The sequence below is a fragment of the Pseudomonas sp. Irchel 3A18 genome (assembly GCF_900187465.1).
Taxonomy (GTDB): domain Bacteria; phylum Pseudomonadota; class Gammaproteobacteria; order Pseudomonadales; family Pseudomonadaceae; genus Aquipseudomonas; species Aquipseudomonas cichorii.
Map to the genome: position 1 here is coordinate 57,046 of NZ_FYDI01000006.1, position 20,129 is coordinate 77,174.

Sequence of the window (20,129 nt, forward strand, 5' to 3'; positions counted from 1 at the left end):
ACCTGGCGGCATTAAAAAAGGCGACCCGGATGGATCGCCTTTTTTTATTTCACAACTTTCAGACTCGGCCTGCCGCTAGGACGCGGAGGCTCGCTGTCCGGTGGTGGTGGCGCATCCTCTTCCAGCTCGATCTCGTCTTCTTCCTCCATCGGAGGCTCCAGATCGAAGACCATGCCTTGGCCGTTTTCCCGGGCATAAATACCCAGAATGGCGCCAATGGGAACATACAAGGCATGCGGCACACCGCCGAAGCGGCCTTCAAAACTGACCGCTTCGTTGTCCATGTGCAAATGACGCACAGCACTGGGTGAAACGTTCAGGACAATCTGCCCATCGTTGGCAAAACCCTGAGGGATCTGCACCGACGGGTACTCCGCATTGACCAATATATGTGGTGTGCAATCGTTATCGACGATCCACTCATAGAGAGCACGAATCAGATAAGGGCGACTGGAGTTCATCAACGGCTCCTTAAGCCTTAGCGCATCTCACGTTCGGCTACAGACAGGCTTGCCTGAAATGCCTCGCGCGCAAATTGGCGCTCCATGTAATCAAGCAACGGCTTGGCAGGCCGTGGCAATTCGATACCCAAGACTGGCAAACGCCAGAGTATGGGCAGTAGACAGCAATCGACAAGGCTTTGCTCGTCACTGAGGAAAAAAGGTTTTTCCGCAAACAACGGCGAAACACCGGTCAGACTTTCGCGCAATTCCTTGCGCGCTTGTACGCGGGCAGACTCTTTGCTGCGCGAATCCAGAATAAGATCCACCAGTCCACACCAGTCGCGCTGAATCCGATGAATCAGCAGGCGACTATTTGCACGCGCCACAGGGTAAACCGGCAGCAAGGGCGGATGCGGGTAACGCTCATCAAGATATTCCATCACCACCGTAGACTCGTACAACGCCAGGTCACGATCAACCAGGGTTGGCACACTGCCATACGGATTCACTTCGATGAGCTGGGGCGGATGACGACCCGCAACCACATCAATGATCTCGGCGCTGACACCCTTCTCAGCGAGCACGATGCGCACGCGATGGGAATAGTGGTCGGCGGGGTCGGAGTAACAGGCCAACCGATTGGTCACGCCCATGGCGATCCTCCTCGCTTGTTAAATTTATAAGGCAGACAAACGAACGCGCCCCAGTGGGCCCCCGATTATGACCGCGCAAAGACAGGTCGTCGTCGCGGGCGACAAGATAGCTCATTTACGCGAAGTAAATTCTGCAATCTTGCGCCGCTACTATACCCGCCTCGCAATCACTATCCGAATGGAGACTCCACTGGAGCGCTTGTGTCAGTGCGAAGCTACAACTGCTCGATCAGTGAACATCTTTCCAGTATTCGCGCTTGAGCAGATACGCGAAAACAAAGAAGAAGGCCAGATAAAGCAGCACATAAGTGCCTATACGCTGATGCTGCAGTTTAACCGGATTGGCTGAATAGGCCAGAAAGGTCACCAGATTCTTGATCTTCTCGTCGAACTGCTCTGCAGTCAGGCTACCGGTTTTCGGCACGATGGTCAGTTGATCGCAAGCCTCGTGAGTCAGCGGCGCACCGGTAAGGGGGTCATATTGCTTCTTGCCCTCTTCAACCACCTGGACCTGCTTGCAACCCACCACCTGCCGACCTTGAAGGCTCGCCAGCACGTTAGGCATGCCGACGTTGGGGAACACTCGGTTATTCACACCCAATGGTCGAGCCGGGTCCTCGTAGAACGAGCGCAGATAGCCATAGAGCCAGTCCGTGCCACGCACACGCGCCACCAGCGTCAGGTCAGGCGGCGCAGCACCGAACCAGGTCTTGGCATCGTTGGACTGCATGCCGGTGTTCATGTGGTCGCCGATCTTGGCACCGGTGAACACCAGCTTTTCCAGCATCAGCTCATGGGGAATCCCCAGATCATCGGCCACACGCTCGTAGCGCTGGTATTTGGCGCTGTGACAGCCCATGCAGTAGTTGACGAACGTCCGTGCACCGTCCTGCATCGCAGCCTTGTCGGAGACATCGATATCGACCTTTTCCAGTTCCGGACCGCCATGTTCAGCGGCGAATGAAAAGACAGGCAGAATCGCGAGAATCAATACAGCCAATAGCTTTTTCATCAGCCAGTCACCCTTTCTGGAACCGGTTTGGTCTTCTCTAGCCGGGTATAGAACGGCATCAGAATGAAGTAGGCGAAGTACAGAAAGGTGCAGATCTGCGACAGCAGCGTGCGCTCGGGAGTCGGCGACAGAACGCCCAGCACGCCGAGGATCACGAAAGAGACACAGAACAACAGCAGCCAGAGCTTGCTCATCCACCCCTTGTATCGCATGGACTTGACCGGGCTTCGGTCCAGCCAAGGCAGCACGAACAGCACCGCAATGGCCGCTCCCATGGCGATAACCCCCATCAGCTTGTCCGGAATCGCCCGCAAGATCGCGTAGAACGGCGTGAAGTACCAGACAGGCGCAATGTGTTCCGGCGTTTTGAAAGGATTGGCCGCTTCGAAGTTGGGTTTTTCGAGGAAGTAGCCACCCATTTCAGGGAAGAAGAACACGATGGAGCAAAAGACGAAGAGGAATACCACTACGCCGACAATGTCTTTCACGGTGTAGTAAGGATGGAAAGGAATGCCATCCAGAGGGATACCGTTCTCGTCCTTGAGCTTTTTGATATCCACACCATCCGGGTTGTTGGAGCCCACTTCATGCAACGCCAGAATGTGTAACACCACGAGGCCCAGCACCACGATCGGCAGAGCGACCACGTGTAAAGCAAAGAAACGGTTCAAGGTGATACCGGAAATCAGGTAATCGCCACGAATCCATTGGGTCAGGTCGTCACCGATGACCGGAATGGCGCCGAACAGCGAAATGATCACCTGGGCACCCCAGTACGACATTTGCCCCCAGGGCAGCAGGTAGCCCATGAAAGCCTCAGCCATCAGCGCCAGGTAAATCAGCATGCCGAACACCCAGACCAGTTCACGCGGCTTTTGATACGAGCCGTAGAGCAAGCCACGGAACATATGCAGGTAGACCACGATGAAGAAGGCGGAGGCCCCCGTGGAGTGCAGCAGACGCAGAATCGCGCCGTACTCGACGTCACGCATGATGTATTCGACGGAAGCGAACGCCTCTTCAGCCGAAGGCGTATAGCTCATAGTCAGCCAGACTCCGGTGAGGATCTGATTGACCAAAACCAGAAGCGCCAGAGAGCCGAAGAAGTAGAAGAAGTTGAAATTCTTTGGAGCGTAATACTTGCTGAGATGGTCTTCCCACATCTTTGTCGCCGGGAAGCGAGCATCGACCCAATCCATGAACTTGCTCATCACGCACCCTCCTTATCGACGCCAATGACAATCACACTGTCCGACTCATAGGAATGCGGAGGCACTGGCAGATTCAGTGGCGCGGGTTGAGACTTGTAGACCCGACCGGCCAGATCGTAATGAGAGCCGTGACAAGGACAGAAATAGCCTCCCACCCAGTCCTTGCCAAGATCGACAGGCGCGACTTCAGGACGGAAGGTCGGCGAACAACCCAGGTGCGTACAAAGGCCGACCAGAAGCAGGATTTCCGGCTTGATCGAACGAACCACGGGGTCAACATACGAAGGCTGAACAGAAGCCTTGGACTCGGGATCGGATAACTGACCGGTGATCTTGCCGAGGTTATCCAGGATCTCTTTGGTGCGACGAACAATGAATACCGGTTGACCGCGCCACTCAGCAATCATCTGCTGCCCTGCTTCAATCTTGCTGATATTCACCTTGACCGGTGCCCCCGCGGCTTTCGCCTTGGCACTGGGGAACCATGACCCCACGAACGGGACCGCAGCCCCCACCGCTCCTGCTGCACCAACCACGGATGTGGCTGCCACGAGGAAGCGACGCCGGCCTGCATTCACGCCGTCATTGCTCATTCCGTCCTCTCCCATCAGCTATGTGGCCTGTTTGAGCAGGCGTCTACTTAAACTCAATCTAGCTGCTTATAGATTTGGCCGGATGGTAAATAAAAACCCTTCATTTAACAAGGTAATAAGACCGTACAAAAAGTAGGAAAGCTTGTAAATCAAGGGTTACAGCCATGTGGCACGTTGTCACACATATTTGACAGGCATAAAAAAACGCCCAGCTCCGAAGAGGCTGGGCGTTCTTTTTGAACGAAGTGCGAATTAACGCTTCGAGTACTGCGGACGCTTACGCGCTTTACGCAGACCGACTTTCTTACGTTCAACTTCACGAGCGTCACGAGTAACGTAACCGGCTTTACGCAGGGCGCTACGCAGAGTTTCGTCGTATTGCATCAGAGCGCGAGTGATACCGTGGCGGATTGCGCCAGCTTGACCACTTACACCGCCACCGATAACGGTGACGTAGATGTCGAACTTCTCAACAGTTTCGGTCAGTTCCAGCGGCTGACGAACTACCATGCGGGCAGTTTCGCGGCCGAAGAACACGTCCAGAGAACGGTTGTTGATCGAGATGTTACCAGTGCCCGGACGCAGGAAAACGCGTGCGGTTGCGGTCTTGCGACGGCCAGTGCCGTAATTTTGAGTCGCCGACATAATGAACTATTCCGTTAAAACTTCAGTTCTTGGGGCTGCTGAGCAGTATGAGGGTGTACAGCGCCCGCATAGACTTTCAGCTTACGATACATGTCGCGACCCAGCGGGTTCTTAGGCAGCATGCCTTTGACCGCGGTCTCGATCACGCGCTCAGGAGCTTTATCGATCAGCTTTTCAAAGTTGATCGATTTGATCCCGCCCGGAAAACCGGAGTGAGAGTAGTAAATCTTGTCGGAAGCTTTAGCACCGGTAACGCGGATTTGCTCAGCGTTGATAACGACGATGTAATCACCGGTATCGACGTGCGGAGTGTATTCCGGTTTGTGCTTGCCACGCAGACGGCTCGCGATTTCGGTGGCCAGACGACCCAGGGTCTGACCAGCAGCGTCGACGACGAACCAGTCGCGCTTAACTGTTTCCGGTTTAGCAGTAAAAGTTTTCATTCTTTATAGCCTCAGGGGCCGCCTGAAAATGAGACGGCGGATCTTACTGAATAGTGCGTACTTTGACAAGTCAAAGGCAGCCGGAAACAGACGCTATCGGGGGCTCGGGTCAGCGCGTCCGTTATACGGCAAGATTCTTCGGCAGACGGCGCATCACTTCCACTGCAAAGAGCTGGCGGATTATACAGGCTGAAAAAATAACCTCAACCTGATTTTCAACCCACGACCTGTTTAGTGCTCTGACAGGCAAGCCATGAGGCTGGCCGGCCTGGAAGTCACGGTTATTGAGGCTAGACACACTCGCGAAAAAATAAGACGATTCAGCCGTTGTTTGACCACTATTCCATATAAGAACAAAAGATCATGCCGATTCAACACACCGCCCCGCTGCGGCGCGTAAGCATTCTTGCCACTGACAAAGTGTTCGCTTCCACCCTGATGCAGGCCAAGGACTTCTTCCATCTGGCCAGCCTGCGGTACAGCAAGCAACTGGGACACGGCCTCAAGCCCGCCTTTGAAATTCGCCTGGTGAGCCCGGACGGCATGCCCGTCGGCAGCTTCAGCGACGTCACCCTGCCTGTAGACGGCCCACTGTGCGAAAGCGACATCATCGTCATCCCGGCATTCTGGGACGATTTCGACAGCCAGTTGCAGCAATACCCGCAGATTCTGCCATGGCTGCGCGAACAGCACGCCAGCGGCGCCGTGCTGTGCGGTGAGGCCACCGGGGTTTTCTGGCTGGCCGAAGCCGGCCTGCTGGACGGCAAGGAAGCCACGACTTACTGGCGCTTCTTCAATACGTTCAGCGAGAGATTTCCCAAAGTCCTGCTCAATCAGGAAAAGCACCTGACAGACGCCGACAACCTGTATTGCGCAGGCGGCACCACGTCAGCATGTGATCTGTATATCTATCTGATCGAGCGCTTCTGCGGCTCGAACGTCGCCCAGGCCGTGGCCCGCGACATTCTCTACGAGGTGCGGCGCAGTTATTCACCGGGAAGGATAGGTTTTGGCGGCCAGAAGCTGCATCAGGACGTCATCATCCTGCAGATCCAGCACTGGCTTGAAGAGCACTTTGCAGACAAGTTCCGCTTTGAAGACGTGGCCCGCAACCACGGCATGAGCATCCGCAACTTCATGCGCCGCTTCCAGGCCGCTACCGGCGACAAGCCACTGCATTACCTGCAACGCCTGCGCATCGAAACAGCCAAGGGCCTGTTATCGGGCACGCGCAAAAGCATCAAGACCATCAGCTACGAAATTGGCTACGACGATGCGAGCTTCTTCGCGCGCCTGTTCCGCCAACACACCGAACTGTCGCCGAATCAGTACAGGCAGCAGTTTCAGCAGGCCGCCTGAGGGCGGCCTGCTGAAAAGCTGCAAGCCGCAAGTTACAAGCAGCAAGAAAAAGCAGAAGCAAAGCAGTACGCAACCTGCCTTTACTTGCAGCTTCCAACTTGAAGCTTGCAACTGCCCCTAAGGCTTATGCGCCCGCGACAGAAACTCGTGGGATTGCATTTCCAGCAAGCGGCTCAGGGTACGTGCGAATTCAAACGTCAGACGACCGCCTGTGTACAGGTCCTTCAACTCAACCTCGGCCGAGATGATCAGCTTGACGTTGCGGTCGTAGAATTCGTCGACCATGTTGATGAAGCGGCGGGCAATGTCGTCGGTGGTGACGCTCATCTGCTCGACACCGCTCAGCAGCACAGCGTGGAAGATCTTGCCCAACTCGATGTAGTCGTTCTGGCTGCGAGGCCCGTCGCACAGTTCACGGAAATCGAACCACGCTACGTCATCACAAGTGCGCAAGGCGCGAATCTCGCGATTCTCGATGATCAGCACATCGTTTTCGATGGTCTGCGCGCAGTCGGGCGTCAGCGCCTTGAAGCTTTTGCGCAGGCTTTCCTCGGCGACGTCATTGAGCGGGAAGTGGAACAGTTCGGCCTGCTCCAGATGGCGCAGGCGATAGTCGACGCCGCTGTCGACGTTGACGATATCGGTGTTCTGCTTGATCAAGGCAATGGCTGGCAGGAAGCGGGCACGCTGCAGGCCGTCCTTATACAGGCCATCGGGCACGATGTTGGACGTCGCGACCAGGGTCACGCCATTCTTGAACAGCTCTTCCATCAAGGTGCCAAGGATCATGGCATCGGTAATGTCGGAGACGAAGAATTCGTCGAAGCAAATCACCCGCGCCTCATCGGAAAAGCGCTTGGCGATGAGGACAAGCGGGTTTTTCTCGCCCTTGAGGGTTCTCATCTCTTCGTGCACACGCTTCATGAAGCGGTGGAAGTGAGTCCGCACCTTCTGCTCGAACGGCAGGGCGTCGAAGAACGTATCAACCAGATAGGTCTTGCCCCGGCCCACGCCGCCCCAGAAGTACAACCCCTTGACCAGGGTCGGTTCTTTCTTGCCGAACAGCTTGCCGAACATGCCCGGTTTGCTGTTATTCGCAGCAACCAGATCCTCGTACAGACGCTGCAAGTGACGCACAGCGTTTTCCTGCGCGGCATCGTGGAAGAAGTCAGGGCGTTTCAGATCTGCTTGATATCGTTCTAGAGGCGTCATATTCGCTAACAAGGCAACAAAAAAGCGGGCCGACACTGTAGCGACGGCCCGGGGGAATGGCAATCAATCCTGCAAGGCTTTGAGCTCAGCCAGCAAGCGCTCTATACCGGCCTGTACCGCTTGGGCACTTTCAAACTGAGGGCTTTCAGCCTTGGCATTGCCAAAAGCCACCTCAAAGTGGAGATCGCCGGCAATGATGATTGGCTCGGTTGGCCCAAGCAGACTTTTACTGGCAGCACCTGCCGTCTTGCCATCAGCGAACTTGTCCGACAGCAGCAACTGCTCACCATCGGCAGCCAGCAGGCGGAAACGGAAACTGCCGTCTTCCTCACGGAAACTCACAACCCGTGCGCCCTTGGCGGCTTTTTTCTTGCCGGTTTCGACATTCTGCGCAACCGTGCGGAAAGAGCGCAGGCCCACCGCTTCACGCAGCTCTTCGAGGAACGGCGTCGCGGCACGACGGGCTTTCCGGGCACCGGCGAGCAGGATGTCTTCCAGGTCGGCAGGCCGCTCGATCAGGCTCAGATACTTCTCGCGGGCTTCGCTCAGCTCGCCATCCAGCAGTTTGAACAGACGACTCTTGGCCTCGCCCCAACCCAGCCCCTGCAGCAACTCGGAACGGAACTCGGCCGATTGCTCAGCACTGGAGAACGCCTGATAGAGCGTGAACAGATGGGAGTTGTCCGGATCCTTCGCTTCGCCCGGGGCACGGGAGTCGGTGACGATGCGCGAGATAGCGTCCTTCATGTCCTTGGCGCTGCTGAACAACGGAATGGTGTTGTCGTAGCTCTTCGACATCTTGCGCCCATCCAGACCTGGCAGCGTCGCAACGCTTTCCTCGATCAGGGCTTCAGGCATGACGAAGAACTCCTTGCCCTTGCCAAACAGGTGGTTGAAGCGCTGGCCGATATCACGGGCCATTTCAACGTGCTGAATCTGGTCACGACCGACCGGCACTTTATGGGCGTTGAACATCAGAATGTCGGCAGCCATCAGCACCGGATAGCTGAACAGGCCCATGGAGATGCCGGCATCCGGGTCTTCACCGGCCTCGACGTTCTTGTCCACGGAAGCCTTATAGGCATGAGCCCGGTTGAGCAGGCCCTTGCCAGCCACACAGGTCAGCAACCAGGTCAGTTCCGGGATCTCGGGGATATCGGACTGGCGGTAGAAGGTCACACGATCGACATCCAGACCGGCAGCCAGCCAGGTCGCGGCGATTTCCAGACGCGAGCGCTGAATGCGCTGCGGGTCGTCGCACTTGATCAAGGCGTGGTAATCCGCCAGGAAGTAAAAAGAATCGGCATCCTTCTGGCGACTGGCGACGATGGCCGGGCGAATCGCGCCCGCATAATTGCCCAGATGGGGAGTGCCGGTGGTGGTGATACCGGTCAGGATACGAGTAGTCATGGCAGGTCGCTTATTCTATGGCTGCAATCAATTCGAGAGACGCGGCAGGACCAGATCTTTCAGGTCGGTCAGCTTGCCGTGAAAAAAGTGTCCGCATTCTGCCACTTTCAGCAGCTCATGGGGGCGTTGCAGAAGCGCAGACCATGCATAGACCATTTCAGGATCAACGACTTCGTCGGTTTCCGGCTGAATGACCGTCAGCGGGCAGTTTTGCGGCAGCACGCTCTGATCTTTCAGACGCGATGCGGCAGCGGCCACCAGAAACAGATGCTTCAGTTGCTCTCCCTGGGCTTCAAGACGCCCGCCGAGTGTCGCCGCCACGTAACCGCCAAAGGAAAACCCCAGCAGCGTGATGGGCAGGTCCGGCTGTTGTTCACGCAGCCACTGCGCGACGGCAACCGCATCTTCCACCTCTTCCGGCCCGGCAACCGAGGTACCAGCACTGGCACCGACGCCACGATAATTGAAACGTAACGTAACCAGACCGGCATCGCGTGCAGTACGCTGCAGCGTCGAAACCACTTTATTGAGCATCGTCCCGCCCTGGATCGGGTTAGGATGACAAATCAGCGCCAGGCCCACAGCATCGGGCAGATCCTGATAAAGCGCCTCAAGCTGACCTTCGGGGCCATCAATGAATACGGGGGTTTCACGCATGGACAAAATAAACTCCGTGACCTCGAAATGGATCGACTCGTCTAGCTGATTGTCTGTGGCTGACATATAAGCGACGCGTCGCGGGTATACAGCGCAGGTTAGAGCCGTTAACGTAAAGCAAAGCCGTTTATAGAGGAAGGACTCGTGGAACACTCGCTCTTAGTTTGGTTGTTGCCGACTCTTGCCCTGGTTGCCGGTGTCGTCATTGGTTTCCTGGTCGCACGTCTGCTGCCCAATACCGTTCCGAATAACACCCAGCGCCAGCTGGACAGCATTCAGGAGCGCTTCGATACCTATCAGAACGAGGTGGTCACTCACTTCAACAGCACGGCTACCCTGGTACAGAAACTTTCGCAAAGCTATCAGGAAGTACAGGAACATCTCGCCGAGGGCGCCAACCGTCTGGCCCTTGACGAACTGACCCGCCAACGCCTGCTGGCGGCCTTGCACCCCGAGGCCAATCAAACGCCTCGCGACCGTCTTACACCGCCACGTGACAGCGAAGCACCAAAGGACTACGCGCCCAAGGCACCCAACACGCCGGGCATGCTGGATGAGCATTACGGTCTGAAAAAGCCGTAAGCGACCGATAAACAAAAAGCCCGCCATTCAGATCGAATGGCGGGCTTTTTTGTTGGGGCCCTTTTCGCGAATAAATTCGCGAAGAACTTAGATCGCGCCGCGGGTGCGCAACAAGTCCAGTACCAGCTTGACGCTCTCTTCCACGCTCAACGACTGGGTATCGATCACCAGATCGGCATCCAGCGGTACGTCGTACGGGAAGGACTCACCTGGAATGTTGTCGCCTTCGGCGGCATACAGGCCTTGCGGATCACGTTCACGACAGACGGTTGGCGAAGCCTGGACGTAGACCGTCAGCAGACGCTCCTTGCCAACCAGCGCCTTGGCGCGCTCGCGGCCTTCGGCATCCGGCGCAACGAAGGCTGCCAGGGTCAGCAGACCGGCTTCATTGAACTGACGAGCCACGTGAGCAGCACGACTCCAGTTCTCGGTACGACCGGCACGGTCCTGTGGCAGGCCTTTGTTCAGGTCGTGACGCAGGTTCTGGCCATCGAGGACATAAACCGCACGCCCCATGTCGAACAGCTTGCGCTCGACCGCATAGGCCAGCGTGCTTTTTCCTGCGCCCGACAGGCCGCTGAACAGCACGGTAGCCGGTTGCTGGCCGAAACGCTGAGCACGCTCCTGAGTCGATACGTGAGCCAGTTCGCCATGGTGATTTGCGCCGCCAGCACTGACTGGTTTGGCGATAATCATGCCTGCCGCAACGGTGCCGTTGGTCAAGCGATCAATAACGATGAATGCACCGGTGGTGCGGTTGCTTTCGTAACCGTCCAGCGCGATAGGCGCATCGAGGCTGATCTTGACCCGACCAATCTCGTTCAGTTGCAAGGCACTGGCAGGATCTTCGACCAGCGTGTTCACATCAACGCGGTGCGTGATGCTGGCAATAGAGCCCGGCACATAGCTGGTAGCGCGCTTGATGTCATATTTCTTGCCCGGCAGCATCGGCTCTTCAGCCATCCACACCAGCATGGCATCGAACGCATCGCTGACTTGCGGAACGTTGTCGGCATGCACCAGCAGGTCGCCACGGGAGATATCGATTTCGTCTTCCATGGTCAGGGTGATGGCCTGACCCGGACCGGCCTGTTCAAGCTCACCTTCGAAGGTGACGATGGACTTGACGCGACTGCTCTTGCCCGATGGCAACACGACGATCTCATCGCCCTTGTGCACGATGCCACTGGCCAGGGTACCGGCGAAACCTCGGAAGTTCAGGTTCGGGCGGTTGACGTACTGCACCGGGAAACGCAGGTCCGAGTAGTTGCGGTCGTTGGAAATTTCGACGGTTTCGAGAATTTCCATCAGTGACTGGCCGGTGTACCAGGGCGAACGCTCGCTCTTGTTCACCACGTTATCGCCCTTGAGGGCCGACATCGGCACGAACGCCATGGTGGTCGGCTTGAAGGCCAGACCTTCGGCAAACTTCAGGTAATCGGCCTTGATCGACTCGAAGACGCCCTCATCGAAGCCCTTGAGGTCCATCTTGTTGATGGCCACGACAATGTGCTTGATGCCCAGCAACGAGGCGATGTAGCTGTGACGACGGGTCTGGGTCTGCACGCCATAACGAGCGTCGACCAGAATGATCGCCAGATCGCAGGTCGATGCACCGGTCGCCATGTTGCGGGTGTACTGCTCGTGGCCCGGCGTATCGGCAATGATGAACTTGCGCTTGGCGGTCGAGAAATAGCGATAAGCGACATCGATGGTGATGCCCTGCTCACGCTCGGCCTGCAGGCCATCCACCAGCAGCGCCAGATCCACGTCATCGCCAGTGGTACCAGACTTCTTCGAGTCGCGGGTAATGGCTTCCAGGTGATCTTCATAGATCATCTTGGAATCATGCAGCAGACGCCCGATCAGCGTGCTCTTGCCGTCATCGACGTTGCCACAGGTAAGAAAGCGCAGCATTTCCTTGCGTTCGTGCTGGCCCAGATAGGCGAGGATGTCCTCGCTGATCAATTCGGATTGATGGCTCATAGGGTTCAAGCTCCAAGCTGTAAGCTTCAAGCGGCAAGCTTGTCGGCGTACAACTAGTCAGAAATTTTGTTATAGGCGCACAAATGCGCCACACAAAGGGCGGCAACCTGAAAGCCTCTGAAGCGACGTAATGTGCTTCCAACTTGCAGCTTGCCGCTTGTAACTTGAAGCTTAGAAATAACCCTGACGTTTCTTTTCTTCCATCGAACCTGCGCCGTCGTGGTCGATGACCCGGCCCTGGCGTTCGGAAGTTCGTGTCAGGAGCATTTCCTGGATGATGTCGGTCAGGCTGGTGGCTTCGGATTCGACGGCGCCGGTCAGCGGGTAGCAGCCGAGGGTGCGGAAGCGCACTTTCTTTTTGACGATCCGGGCCTTTTCCTCGTCGGTAAGGTGCTCGAGGATGCGATCGTCGTCGATCATGATCAGGGTGCCGTTCTTCTCGATGACGTCGCGCTCGGCGGCAAAGTACAGCGGCACAATCGGGATGCCTTCGAGGTAGATGTACTGCCAGATGTCCAGTTCGGTCCAGTTCGACAGCGGGAAGACGCGGATCGACTCACCCTTGTTGACGTTGCCGTTATAGACGTTCCACAGCTCGGGACGCTGGTTCTTCGGGTCCCAGCGGTGCTTGCTGTCGCGGAACGAGTAGACACGTTCCTTGGCACGGGATTTTTCCTCGTCACGCCGCGCGCCGCCGAAAGCTGCGTCGAAACCATGCTTGTCCAGTGCCTGCTTCAGGCCCTCGGTCTTCATGATATCGGTGTGCTTGGCACTGCCGTGGGTGAACGGGTTGATACCCTGCGCAACACCATCCGGGTTGACGTGGGTGATCAGGTCCAGGCCCATTTCCTCGACCATCTTGTCGCGGAAGCGATACATTTCCTGGAATTTCCAGCGGGTATCGACGTGCATGACCGGGAACGGCAGCTTGCCTGGGAAGAAGGCCTTGCGCGCCAGATGCAGCATCACGGCAGAGTCTTTGCCGATCGAGTACAACATGACCGGGTTGTCGAACTCGGCGGCGACCTCGCGGATGATGTGGATGCTTTCCGCCTCCAGCTGTTTCAGATGCGTCAGTTTGTCAACCATGGTTACTCACGGAGTGCAATCGTTGTGGGCCGGGAAAAATCCCCCCGGGCGGCCAGCGGGCCGTATTCGAGCCGCGCACTTTATCATGAGGCATACCGCAGGATCAGCGCGCTTGATAGATCGAAACGATCTATACATATAGCCCCATGTTTGGATCTCTCAGATCGGGTTAGGGCAATCGATGAATATATGTTCAAGGGCAAAACGTCGCGCCAGATAGTCACCCAGGGCCTGAACCCCATAGCGCTCGGTGGCGTGGTGCCCGGCAGCGATAAAGCTGATGTCGTTCTCACGGGCGCTGTGAAAGGTTTGTTCCGAGGCTTCGCCACTGAGAAACAGATCCACACCTTCTAGCACCGCCTGATCGATGTAGCCTTGGCCACCACCGCTGCACCAGCCGACACGCCGGATCATCTGGCTGCCTTCGATCAACAGGGGTTCACGCCCCAGAGCGTCCTGCACGCGACGGGCAAAATCACGAGGCGTCATCGGCTCGGAAAGAGAGCCGACCAGACCGACCACCTTGGGATTCTCCGGGTCCAGCGGCCCTTCGACCGTGATATCCAGTTGGCGAGCCAGTTGCACGTTATTGCCTACATCCGGATGCACATCCAGCGGCAAGTGATAGGCCAGCAGGCTGATGTCGTGCTTGAGCAAGGTCTTCAGGCGGCGCTGCTTCATGCCCACGACACAAGGGTTTTCGCCCTTCCAGAAATAGCCATGGTGAACCAGGATCAGGTCGGCCTGGGCTTCGACAGCGGCGTCCAGCAAAGCCTGGCTGGCCGTCACGCCGCTGACGATGCGCATGATTTGCGGCCGGCCTTCGACCTGCAGACCGTTGGGGCAATAATCCTGAATGCGGGCACTGTTGAGATAGCGGTCGGCCTCTTCGACCAGGGTACTCAGGGCAACAGCCATAAAAGACTCCTAAATATGCAGTTCAGAGCTGCTTTGTGCTCGTATAATGCCCGCCATTATGGCGCACTCGTGGAAAATTCTTTGCGCCTGTCACTATCAGGACTTGCTCAATGTTAAAGGCACTGCGCTTTTTCGGCTGGCCATTGCTGGCTGGCGTGCTCATCGCCATGTTGATTATCCAGCGTTACCCGCAATGGGTCGGGCTGCCCAGCCGTGATGTAAACCTGCAACAGGCTCCCAAGACCACCGTGGTGATGCAGGGGCCGTCGTCGTATGCCGATGCAGTGAGTGCCGCTGCGCCAGCAGTGGTCAATCTCTACACCACCAAGATGGTGAACAAGGGCAACAACCCCACCATGTTCGAGGACCCTCAGTTCAGAAGGTTCTTCGGCGATAACGCTCCCAAGCAGAAGCGCATGGAATCGAGCCTCGGTTCAGGCGTGATCATGAGCCCCGAAGGCTACCTGCTGACCAACAACCACGTCACCACTGGTGCCGACCAGATCGTGGTCGCCCTCAAGGACGGCCGCGAAACCATCGCCCGGGTCATCGGCAACGACCCTGAAACCGATCTGGCGGTGCTGAAGATCGACCTGAAAAACCTGCCATCCATCACCATTGCACGCTCCGACGGCATCCGGATCGGCGATGTGGCGCTAGCCATCGGCAACCCGTTCGGTGTCGGCCAGACCGTCACCATGGGCATCATCAGTGCGACCGGCCGCAACCAGCTGGGCCTCAACACCTACGAAGACTTCATCCAGACCGACGCGGCCATCAACCCCGGCAACTCGGGTGGCGCGCTGGTGGATGCCTCCGGCAACCTGACCGGCATCAATACAGCGATCTTCTCCAAGTCAGGGGGCTCCCAGGGCATCGGCTTTGCGATCCCGACCAAACTGGCGATGGATGTCATGAAATCGATCATCGAACACGGTCAGGTCATTCGTGGCTGGCTGGGCATCGAAGTTCAACCCCTGACACAGGAGCTGGCTGACTCCTTCGGCCTGAAGGATCGCCCAGGGATTGTAGTTGCCGGAATCTTTCGCGATGGCCCGGCACAGAAAGCCGGCCTGCAACTGGGGGATGTGATCCTGAGCATCAATGGCGAACCAGCAGGTGATGGTCGGCGTTCGATGAATCAGGTGGCGCGCACCAAGCCCAAGGACAAGATTGCGATTGATGTCATGCGCAATGGCAAGGAGTTGCGCCTGAGCGCCGAAGTTGGCCTGCGGCCGCCACCGGCACCAACGCCGGCAGTGAAGGAACAGTAAAACCAGTCTTCGCGAATGAATTCGCTCCCACACAGTAGGAGCGAATTTATTCGCGAAAGACCTAAATCCCGCTCAACCCGTCCAGCAACGCCTGATTCTGCTCAGCCGTACCGATGCTGATCCGCAGGAACTGGGCAATCCGCTCCTGCTTGAAGTGACGCACGATAACGCCCTGCTCGCGCAGCTTGGCTGCCAGGCCTGCAGCATCATGTTTCGGGTGACGGGCAAAGATGAAGTTGGCCGCAGAAGGCAACACTTCAAAACCAAGACCTTCCAGCTTCTCGACCAATGCCTCACGGCTGGCGATTACCGCATTGCGAGTGGTATCGAAGTGCTCACGGTCTTCAAAGGCTGCCGTCGCACCGACAATCGCCAGGCGATCCAGCGGGTAAGAGTTGAAACTGTTCTTGACCCGCTCCAGCGCTTCGATCAGATCCGGATGCCCTACCGCGAACCCGACCCGCAAACCGGCCAGTGAGCGGGACTTGGACAACGTCTGTGTCACCAGCAGGTTAGGATAACGGTCAACCAGCGCTATCGCCGTCTCGCCACCAAAATCGACATACGCCTCATCGACCACTACCACCGAATCCGGACTGGCCTTGACGATCTGCTCGACCGCTTCCAGCGGCAGCAGGCAGCCGGTGGGTGCGTTCGGGTTCGGGAAGATGATCCCCGCATTCGGCTTGGCATAATCAGACACGCGAATCTGGAACTGTTCGTCCAGCGCGACAGCGTCATAGTCAATGCCGTACAGACCACAGTAGACCGGATAGAAGCTGTAGCTGATATCCGGGAACAACAGAGGCTTGTCGTGCTGGAACAGCGCATGAAAGATGTGCGCCAGCACTTCGTCTGAGCCATTGCCCAGGAACACCTGACTGGCCTGCACACCGTAATAACCGGCCACGGCCTGCTTGAGCAGGTCACTGTTGGGGTCCGGATACAGACGCAGATCATCGGTCAATGCAGCCCGCATCGCCTCAAGCGCCTTGGGCGAAGGGCCGTAAGGGTTTTCATTGGTATTGAGCTTGACCAGCTTGGTCAGCTTCGGCTGCTCACCCGGCACATAAGGCACCAGACTGCTGACGAAAGGACTCCAGAATTTACTCATTACTTGCCTTCCTCTGTGCTGCCCGCACTCCAGTGGGTATCCGTGATCCGGTACTCGGCACTGCGAGCGTGGCCGGTCAACGATTCGCCACGAGCCAGAACCGAAGCGGTCTTGCCCAGTTCAGAGGCACCTTGCGGCGAGCAGTAGATGATCGATGAGCGCTTCTGGAAGTCATAGACGCCCAGCGGCGAAGAGAAACGTGCAGTGCCGGAAGTCGGCAGCACATGGTTCGGACCGGCGCAGTAGTCACCCAATGCCTCGGACGTGTGACGCCCCATGAAAATCGCACCGGCGTGGCGAATCTGCGGCAACCAGGCTTCAGGGTCGGCGACCGACAGCTCAAGGTGCTCCGGCGCGATGCGGTTGGCGACATCGATGGCTTGCTGCATGTCGGCCACTTTGATCAGGGCACCACGGCCATTGATCGAGGTTTCGACGATAGCCGCACGCTCCATGGTCGGCAGCAGCTTCGTAATACTAGCGGCCACCTTGTCGAGAAACTCGGCATCGGGGCTGACCAGAATCGCCTGGGCATCTTCGTCGTGCTCGGCCTGGGAGAACAGGTCCATGGCAATCCAGTCCGGATCGGTCTGGCCATCGCACACTACAAGAATTTCCGAAGGCCCGGCGATCATGTCGATGCCGACCTGACCGAACACATGACGCTTGGCAGTGGCGACATAAATGTTGCCAGGGCCGACGACTTTATCCACCTGAGGCACGCTTTCAGTGCCGTATGCCAGCGCGGCAACGGCCTGTGCGCCACCAATGGTGAAAACGCGATCGACACCCGCGATGCAGGCAGCAGCCAGCACCAGTTCGTTGATCTCGCCACGCGGCGTCGGCACGACCATGACCACTTCAGTCACACCGGCCACTTTCGCCGGAATGGCATTCATCAGGACCGACGAAGGATAAGAAGCCTTGCCACCCGGCACGTACAGACCGGCACGGTCCAGCGGCGTGACTTTCTGGCCAAGCACCGTGCCGTCGGCTTCGGTGTAGCTCCAGGAGTCCTGCTTCTGTTTTTCGTGGTAGCTGCGCACGCGGGCAGCAGCCGTTTCCAGCGCCTGACGCTGTGCAGGTGAAATGCGTGTCAGCGCCAGTTCCAGGCGCTCGCGAGGCAGGATCAGGTCAGCCATCGACGCCACTTGCAGGCCATCGAAACGCTGGGTGAACTCGACCAGGGCCGCGTCACCACGCTCACGCACCGCCTTGATGATGTCGAGCACACGCTGGTTGACCGAATCGTCAGACACACTTTCCCAGCTCAGCAGATGATCCAGATGTCGTGCGAAATCCGGGTCGGCAGCATCGAGTCGGCGTATTGCAGTGGGAGTGGTCATAGCGATATCTCAATAAGTGGCGGATGCTCAGGTGCCATAAGCTACCAAGCTATCCGCGCAGGCACCTGAGAAATTTGGCTATGACACGGATAGCTGGACGCGACTCGAAGGCCGCGCAATCGATCAGCCGCGGTGTCGCGACTCTACTGCCTTGCGCAGAGTGTCGATGAGCGCCTGGATGCGCGCATGCTGCATTTTCATGGAAGCCTTGTTCACCACCAGACGCGAACTGATGGTAGCGATCAGTTCCTGAGGCTCAAGACCGTTGGCACGCAAGGTGTTGCCGGTGTCGACCACGTCGATGATCTTGTCGGCCAGACCAATCAGCGGTGCCAGCTCCATCGAGCCATACAGCTTGATGATATCGACCTGACGACCCTGCTCGGCGTAATAACGCTTGGCAACATTCACGAACTTGGTCGCCACACGCAGGCGGCCTTTGGGCTCGGCAGCACCAATGGCTCCAGCGGTCATGAGCTTGCACTGGGCAATCTGCAGATCCAGCGGCTCATACAGCCCCTGGCCGCTGTACTCCATCAACACATCCTTGCCCGCAACACCCAGGTCGGCAGCGCCATGCTCGACATAGGTCGGCACATCGGTAGCGCGCACGATCAACAGGCGTACGTCGTCTTGAGTCGTGGGGATGATCAGCTTGCGGCTCTTGTCCGGATTCTCGGTCGGCACAATGCCCGCTTCGGCAAGAAGCGGCAGTGTATCGTCGAGGATACGGCCCTTGGACAGTGCGATGGTCAACATGGAAAACGTAAGTCCTTATCAGGAAACTTTTGCTCCGGGCAGACGGCCCGAAACAACACTTGAGCCCGACATGACGGGCTCAAGGTGAAACGAATCAGAAAATCACACTGCAGATTCCACTGCCCGAAAGGCAGTGGAACCCCATGCTGCTAGCCCGGAACGCGACGGATCTTGGCACCCAGCATTTGCAGCTTCTCTTCGATGCACTCATAACCACGGTCGATGTGGTAGATGCGATCGATCAGGGTATCGCCCTGGGCAACCAGCGCCGAAATCACCAGACTGGCCGATGCACGCAGGTCGGTCGCCATCACTGGCGCGCCCTTGAGCACTTCGGTACCGGTCACGATTGCCGTATTACCTTCCACCTGAATGTGTGCGCCCATGCGATGCATTTCATAGACATGCATGAAGCGGTTTTCAAAGATGGTTTCGATCACTGCGCCAGTGCCTTCCGCGATTGCGTTGAGCGAGATGAACTGCGCCTGCATGTCGGTCGGGAACGCCGGGTAAGGCGCGGTACGCACGTTGACCGCCTTGGGACGCTTGCCGTGCATGTTCAGCTCGATCCAGTCTTCGCCGCTGGTGATTTCTGCACCGGCTTCCTGGAGCTTGAGCAATACCGCTTCGAGGATGGTCGGATCGGTGTCCTTGACCTTGACGCGGCCACCGGTAGCAGCAGCGGCAACCAGGTAAGTACCGGTTTCGATACGGTCCGGCATGACTTTATAAGTCGCGGACCCCAGGCGCTTCACGCCATCGATGGTGATGGTGTCGGTACCGGCGCCCTGGATTTTCGCACCCATGGCAATCAGGAAGTTCGCCAGATCGACGACTTCAGGCTCACGGGCGGCATTCTGCAGAACGCTGCGGCCGTTTGCCAGGCTGGCAGCCATCATGATGTTCTCGGTACCGGTCACGCTCACGGTATCGAAGAAGAAGTTGGCACCACGCAGGCCGCCTTCAGGGGCCTTGGCCTTGATGTAGCCGCCTTCGACATCGATGATTGCGCCCATGGCTTCAAGGCCACGGATGTGCAGGTCGACCGGACGCGAACCGATGGCGCAACCGCCAGGCAATGCGACTTCGGCCTCACCGAAACGGGCAACCATCGGGCCCAGAACCAGAATCGACGCACGCATGGTTTTAACCAGTTCGTACGGCGCGACCAGGGTCTTGATGGTGCGCGGGTCGATCTCGACGCTGAGTTTCTCGTCGATTACAGGCTCGATGCCCATACGACCGAACAGCTCGATCATGGTGGTGATGTCGTGCAGGTGCGGCAGGTTCTGAACGACTACCGGGCCATCGGCCAGCAGCGTAGCCGAGAGAATCGGCAGGGCAGAGTTCTTTGCCCCGGAAATGCGAATTTCGCCATCAAGACGAACGCCGCCGGTAATAATCAATTTATCCATTAGAATCT

General features: G+C 57.4%; 20 protein-coding genes. 3 read left to right on the plus strand and 17 right to left on the minus strand.

Translation table 11 applies throughout. The features are described from left to right. Window positions 1-44 precede the first annotated feature (44 nt). The 7 genes from CKW23_RS13545 to rplM all read right to left on the minus strand — a co-directional run bounded on the left by CKW23_RS13545 (window position 45) and on the right by rplM (window position 5,000). The gene (locus tag CKW23_RS13545) at window positions 45-461 is read right to left on the minus strand and encodes a ClpXP protease specificity-enhancing factor (RefSeq protein ID WP_025261748.1); all 417 of its coding nucleotides are present in this window, start codon (window positions 459-461) and stop codon (window positions 45-47) included. Between the two features lie 17 nt (window positions 462-478). Next, entirely contained in the window at window positions 479-1,096 is a 618-nt protein-coding gene (locus CKW23_RS13550) for a glutathione S-transferase N-terminal domain-containing protein (protein ID WP_025261749.1), read from the minus strand. A gap of 229 nt (window positions 1,097-1,325) precedes the next feature. Further along, on the minus strand, window positions 1,326-2,108 hold the full coding sequence (locus CKW23_RS13555) for a cytochrome c1 (protein WP_025261750.1): 783 nt from the start codon (window positions 2,106-2,108) through the stop codon (window positions 1,326-1,328). Continuing rightward, window positions 2,108-3,319, minus strand: coding sequence for a cytochrome bc complex cytochrome b subunit (locus tag CKW23_RS13560; RefSeq protein ID WP_025261751.1), 1,212 nt, complete (start codon window positions 3,317-3,319; stop codon window positions 2,108-2,110). Before CKW23_RS13560 ends, CKW23_RS13555 begins: the two co-directional genes overlap by 1 nt. Continuing rightward, entirely contained in the window at window positions 3,319-3,912 is a 594-nt protein-coding gene (petA, locus tag CKW23_RS13565; RefSeq protein ID WP_025261752.1) for a ubiquinol-cytochrome c reductase iron-sulfur subunit, read from the minus strand. The genes CKW23_RS13560 and petA overlap by 1 nt, the downstream gene beginning before the upstream one ends. A 252-nt stretch (window positions 3,913-4,164) precedes the next feature. Beyond that, window positions 4,165-4,557 carry a 30S ribosomal protein S9 gene (gene rpsI, locus CKW23_RS13570; RefSeq protein WP_025261753.1) on the minus strand — a complete coding sequence of 131 codons (393 nt, stop codon included), beginning with the start codon at window positions 4,555-4,557 and terminating at the stop codon, window positions 4,165-4,167. A 14-nt stretch (window positions 4,558-4,571) separates the two neighbouring features. Further along, entirely contained in the window at window positions 4,572-5,000 is a 429-nt protein-coding gene (gene rplM, locus CKW23_RS13575) for a 50S ribosomal protein L13 (protein WP_025261754.1), read from the minus strand. 462 nt (window positions 5,001-5,462) lie between these two features. Here rplM and CKW23_RS13580 point away from each other — a divergent pair, with 462 nt between their 5' ends. After that, entirely contained in the window at window positions 5,463-6,359 is an 897-nt protein-coding gene (locus CKW23_RS13580) for a GlxA family transcriptional regulator (protein ID WP_162883735.1), read from the plus strand. Between the two features lie 117 nt (window positions 6,360-6,476). On the opposite strand, the gene zapE is transcribed toward CKW23_RS13580, so the two are convergent. The 3 genes from zapE to CKW23_RS13595 form a co-directional block, all read right to left on the minus strand. Next, on the minus strand, window positions 6,477-7,571 hold the full coding sequence (gene zapE, locus CKW23_RS13585) for a cell division protein ZapE (protein WP_025261756.1): 1,095 nt from the start codon (window positions 7,569-7,571) through the stop codon (window positions 6,477-6,479). A 63-nt stretch (window positions 7,572-7,634) separates the two neighbouring features. Continuing rightward, the gene (locus CKW23_RS13590) at window positions 7,635-8,981 is read right to left on the minus strand and encodes a tryptophan--tRNA ligase (RefSeq protein WP_025261757.1); all 1,347 of its coding nucleotides are present in this window, start codon (window positions 8,979-8,981) and stop codon (window positions 7,635-7,637) included. 27 nt (window positions 8,982-9,008) lie between these two features. After that, window positions 9,009-9,638 carry an alpha/beta hydrolase gene (locus CKW23_RS13595; RefSeq protein ID WP_025261758.1) on the minus strand — a complete coding sequence of 210 codons (630 nt, stop codon included), beginning with the start codon at window positions 9,636-9,638 and terminating at the stop codon, window positions 9,009-9,011. Window positions 9,639-9,782: 144 nt separating this feature from the next. Between CKW23_RS13595 and CKW23_RS13600 the strand changes: the two genes are divergently transcribed. Next, window positions 9,783-10,220, plus strand: a complete 438-nt coding sequence (locus CKW23_RS13600; protein ID WP_025261759.1) for a YhcB family protein — start codon at window positions 9,783-9,785, stop codon at window positions 10,218-10,220. Between the two features lie 87 nt (window positions 10,221-10,307). Here CKW23_RS13600 and cysN read toward each other — a convergent pair whose 3' ends face one another. The 3 genes from cysN to CKW23_RS13615 form a co-directional block, all read right to left on the minus strand. Continuing rightward, a complete protein-coding gene (gene cysN, locus CKW23_RS13605; protein ID WP_025261760.1) occupies window positions 10,308-12,206 on the minus strand; it encodes a sulfate adenylyltransferase subunit CysN in 1,899 nt (632 codons plus the stop codon). A 171-nt stretch (window positions 12,207-12,377) separates the two neighbouring features. Continuing rightward, a complete protein-coding gene (gene cysD / locus CKW23_RS13610; protein ID WP_025261761.1) occupies window positions 12,378-13,295 on the minus strand; it encodes a sulfate adenylyltransferase subunit CysD in 918 nt (305 codons plus the stop codon). A gap of 159 nt (window positions 13,296-13,454) precedes the next feature. Continuing rightward, window positions 13,455-14,213, minus strand: a complete 759-nt coding sequence (locus tag CKW23_RS13615; protein ID WP_025261762.1) for a Nif3-like dinuclear metal center hexameric protein — start codon at window positions 14,211-14,213, stop codon at window positions 13,455-13,457. Between the two features lie 110 nt (window positions 14,214-14,323). Between CKW23_RS13615 and algW the strand changes: the two genes are divergently transcribed. Next, window positions 14,324-15,487, plus strand: coding sequence for a Do family serine endopeptidase AlgW (algW, locus tag CKW23_RS13620; protein WP_025261763.1), 1,164 nt, complete (start codon window positions 14,324-14,326; stop codon window positions 15,485-15,487). A gap of 61 nt (window positions 15,488-15,548) precedes the next feature. On the opposite strand, the gene hisC is transcribed toward algW, so the two are convergent. The 4 genes from hisC to murA form a co-directional block, all read right to left on the minus strand. Further along, the gene (gene hisC, locus CKW23_RS13625; RefSeq protein WP_025261764.1) at window positions 15,549-16,601 is read right to left on the minus strand and encodes a histidinol-phosphate transaminase; all 1,053 of its coding nucleotides are present in this window, start codon (window positions 16,599-16,601) and stop codon (window positions 15,549-15,551) included. Then, window positions 16,601-17,947: a histidinol dehydrogenase gene (hisD, locus tag CKW23_RS13630; protein ID WP_025261765.1), complete on the minus strand. Its 1,347-nt coding sequence runs from the start codon at window positions 17,945-17,947 to the stop codon at window positions 16,601-16,603. Before hisD ends, hisC begins: the two co-directional genes overlap by 1 nt. A 123-nt stretch (window positions 17,948-18,070) precedes the next feature. After that, the gene (gene hisG / locus CKW23_RS13635; RefSeq protein ID WP_025261766.1) at window positions 18,071-18,706 is read right to left on the minus strand and encodes an ATP phosphoribosyltransferase; all 636 of its coding nucleotides are present in this window, start codon (window positions 18,704-18,706) and stop codon (window positions 18,071-18,073) included. 149 nt (window positions 18,707-18,855) lie between these two features. Continuing rightward, complete coding sequence (gene murA, locus CKW23_RS13640) at window positions 18,856-20,121, minus strand: UDP-N-acetylglucosamine 1-carboxyvinyltransferase (protein WP_025261767.1); 1,266 nt, start codon at window positions 20,119-20,121, stop codon at window positions 18,856-18,858. Window positions 20,122-20,129: the final 8 nt, after the last annotated feature.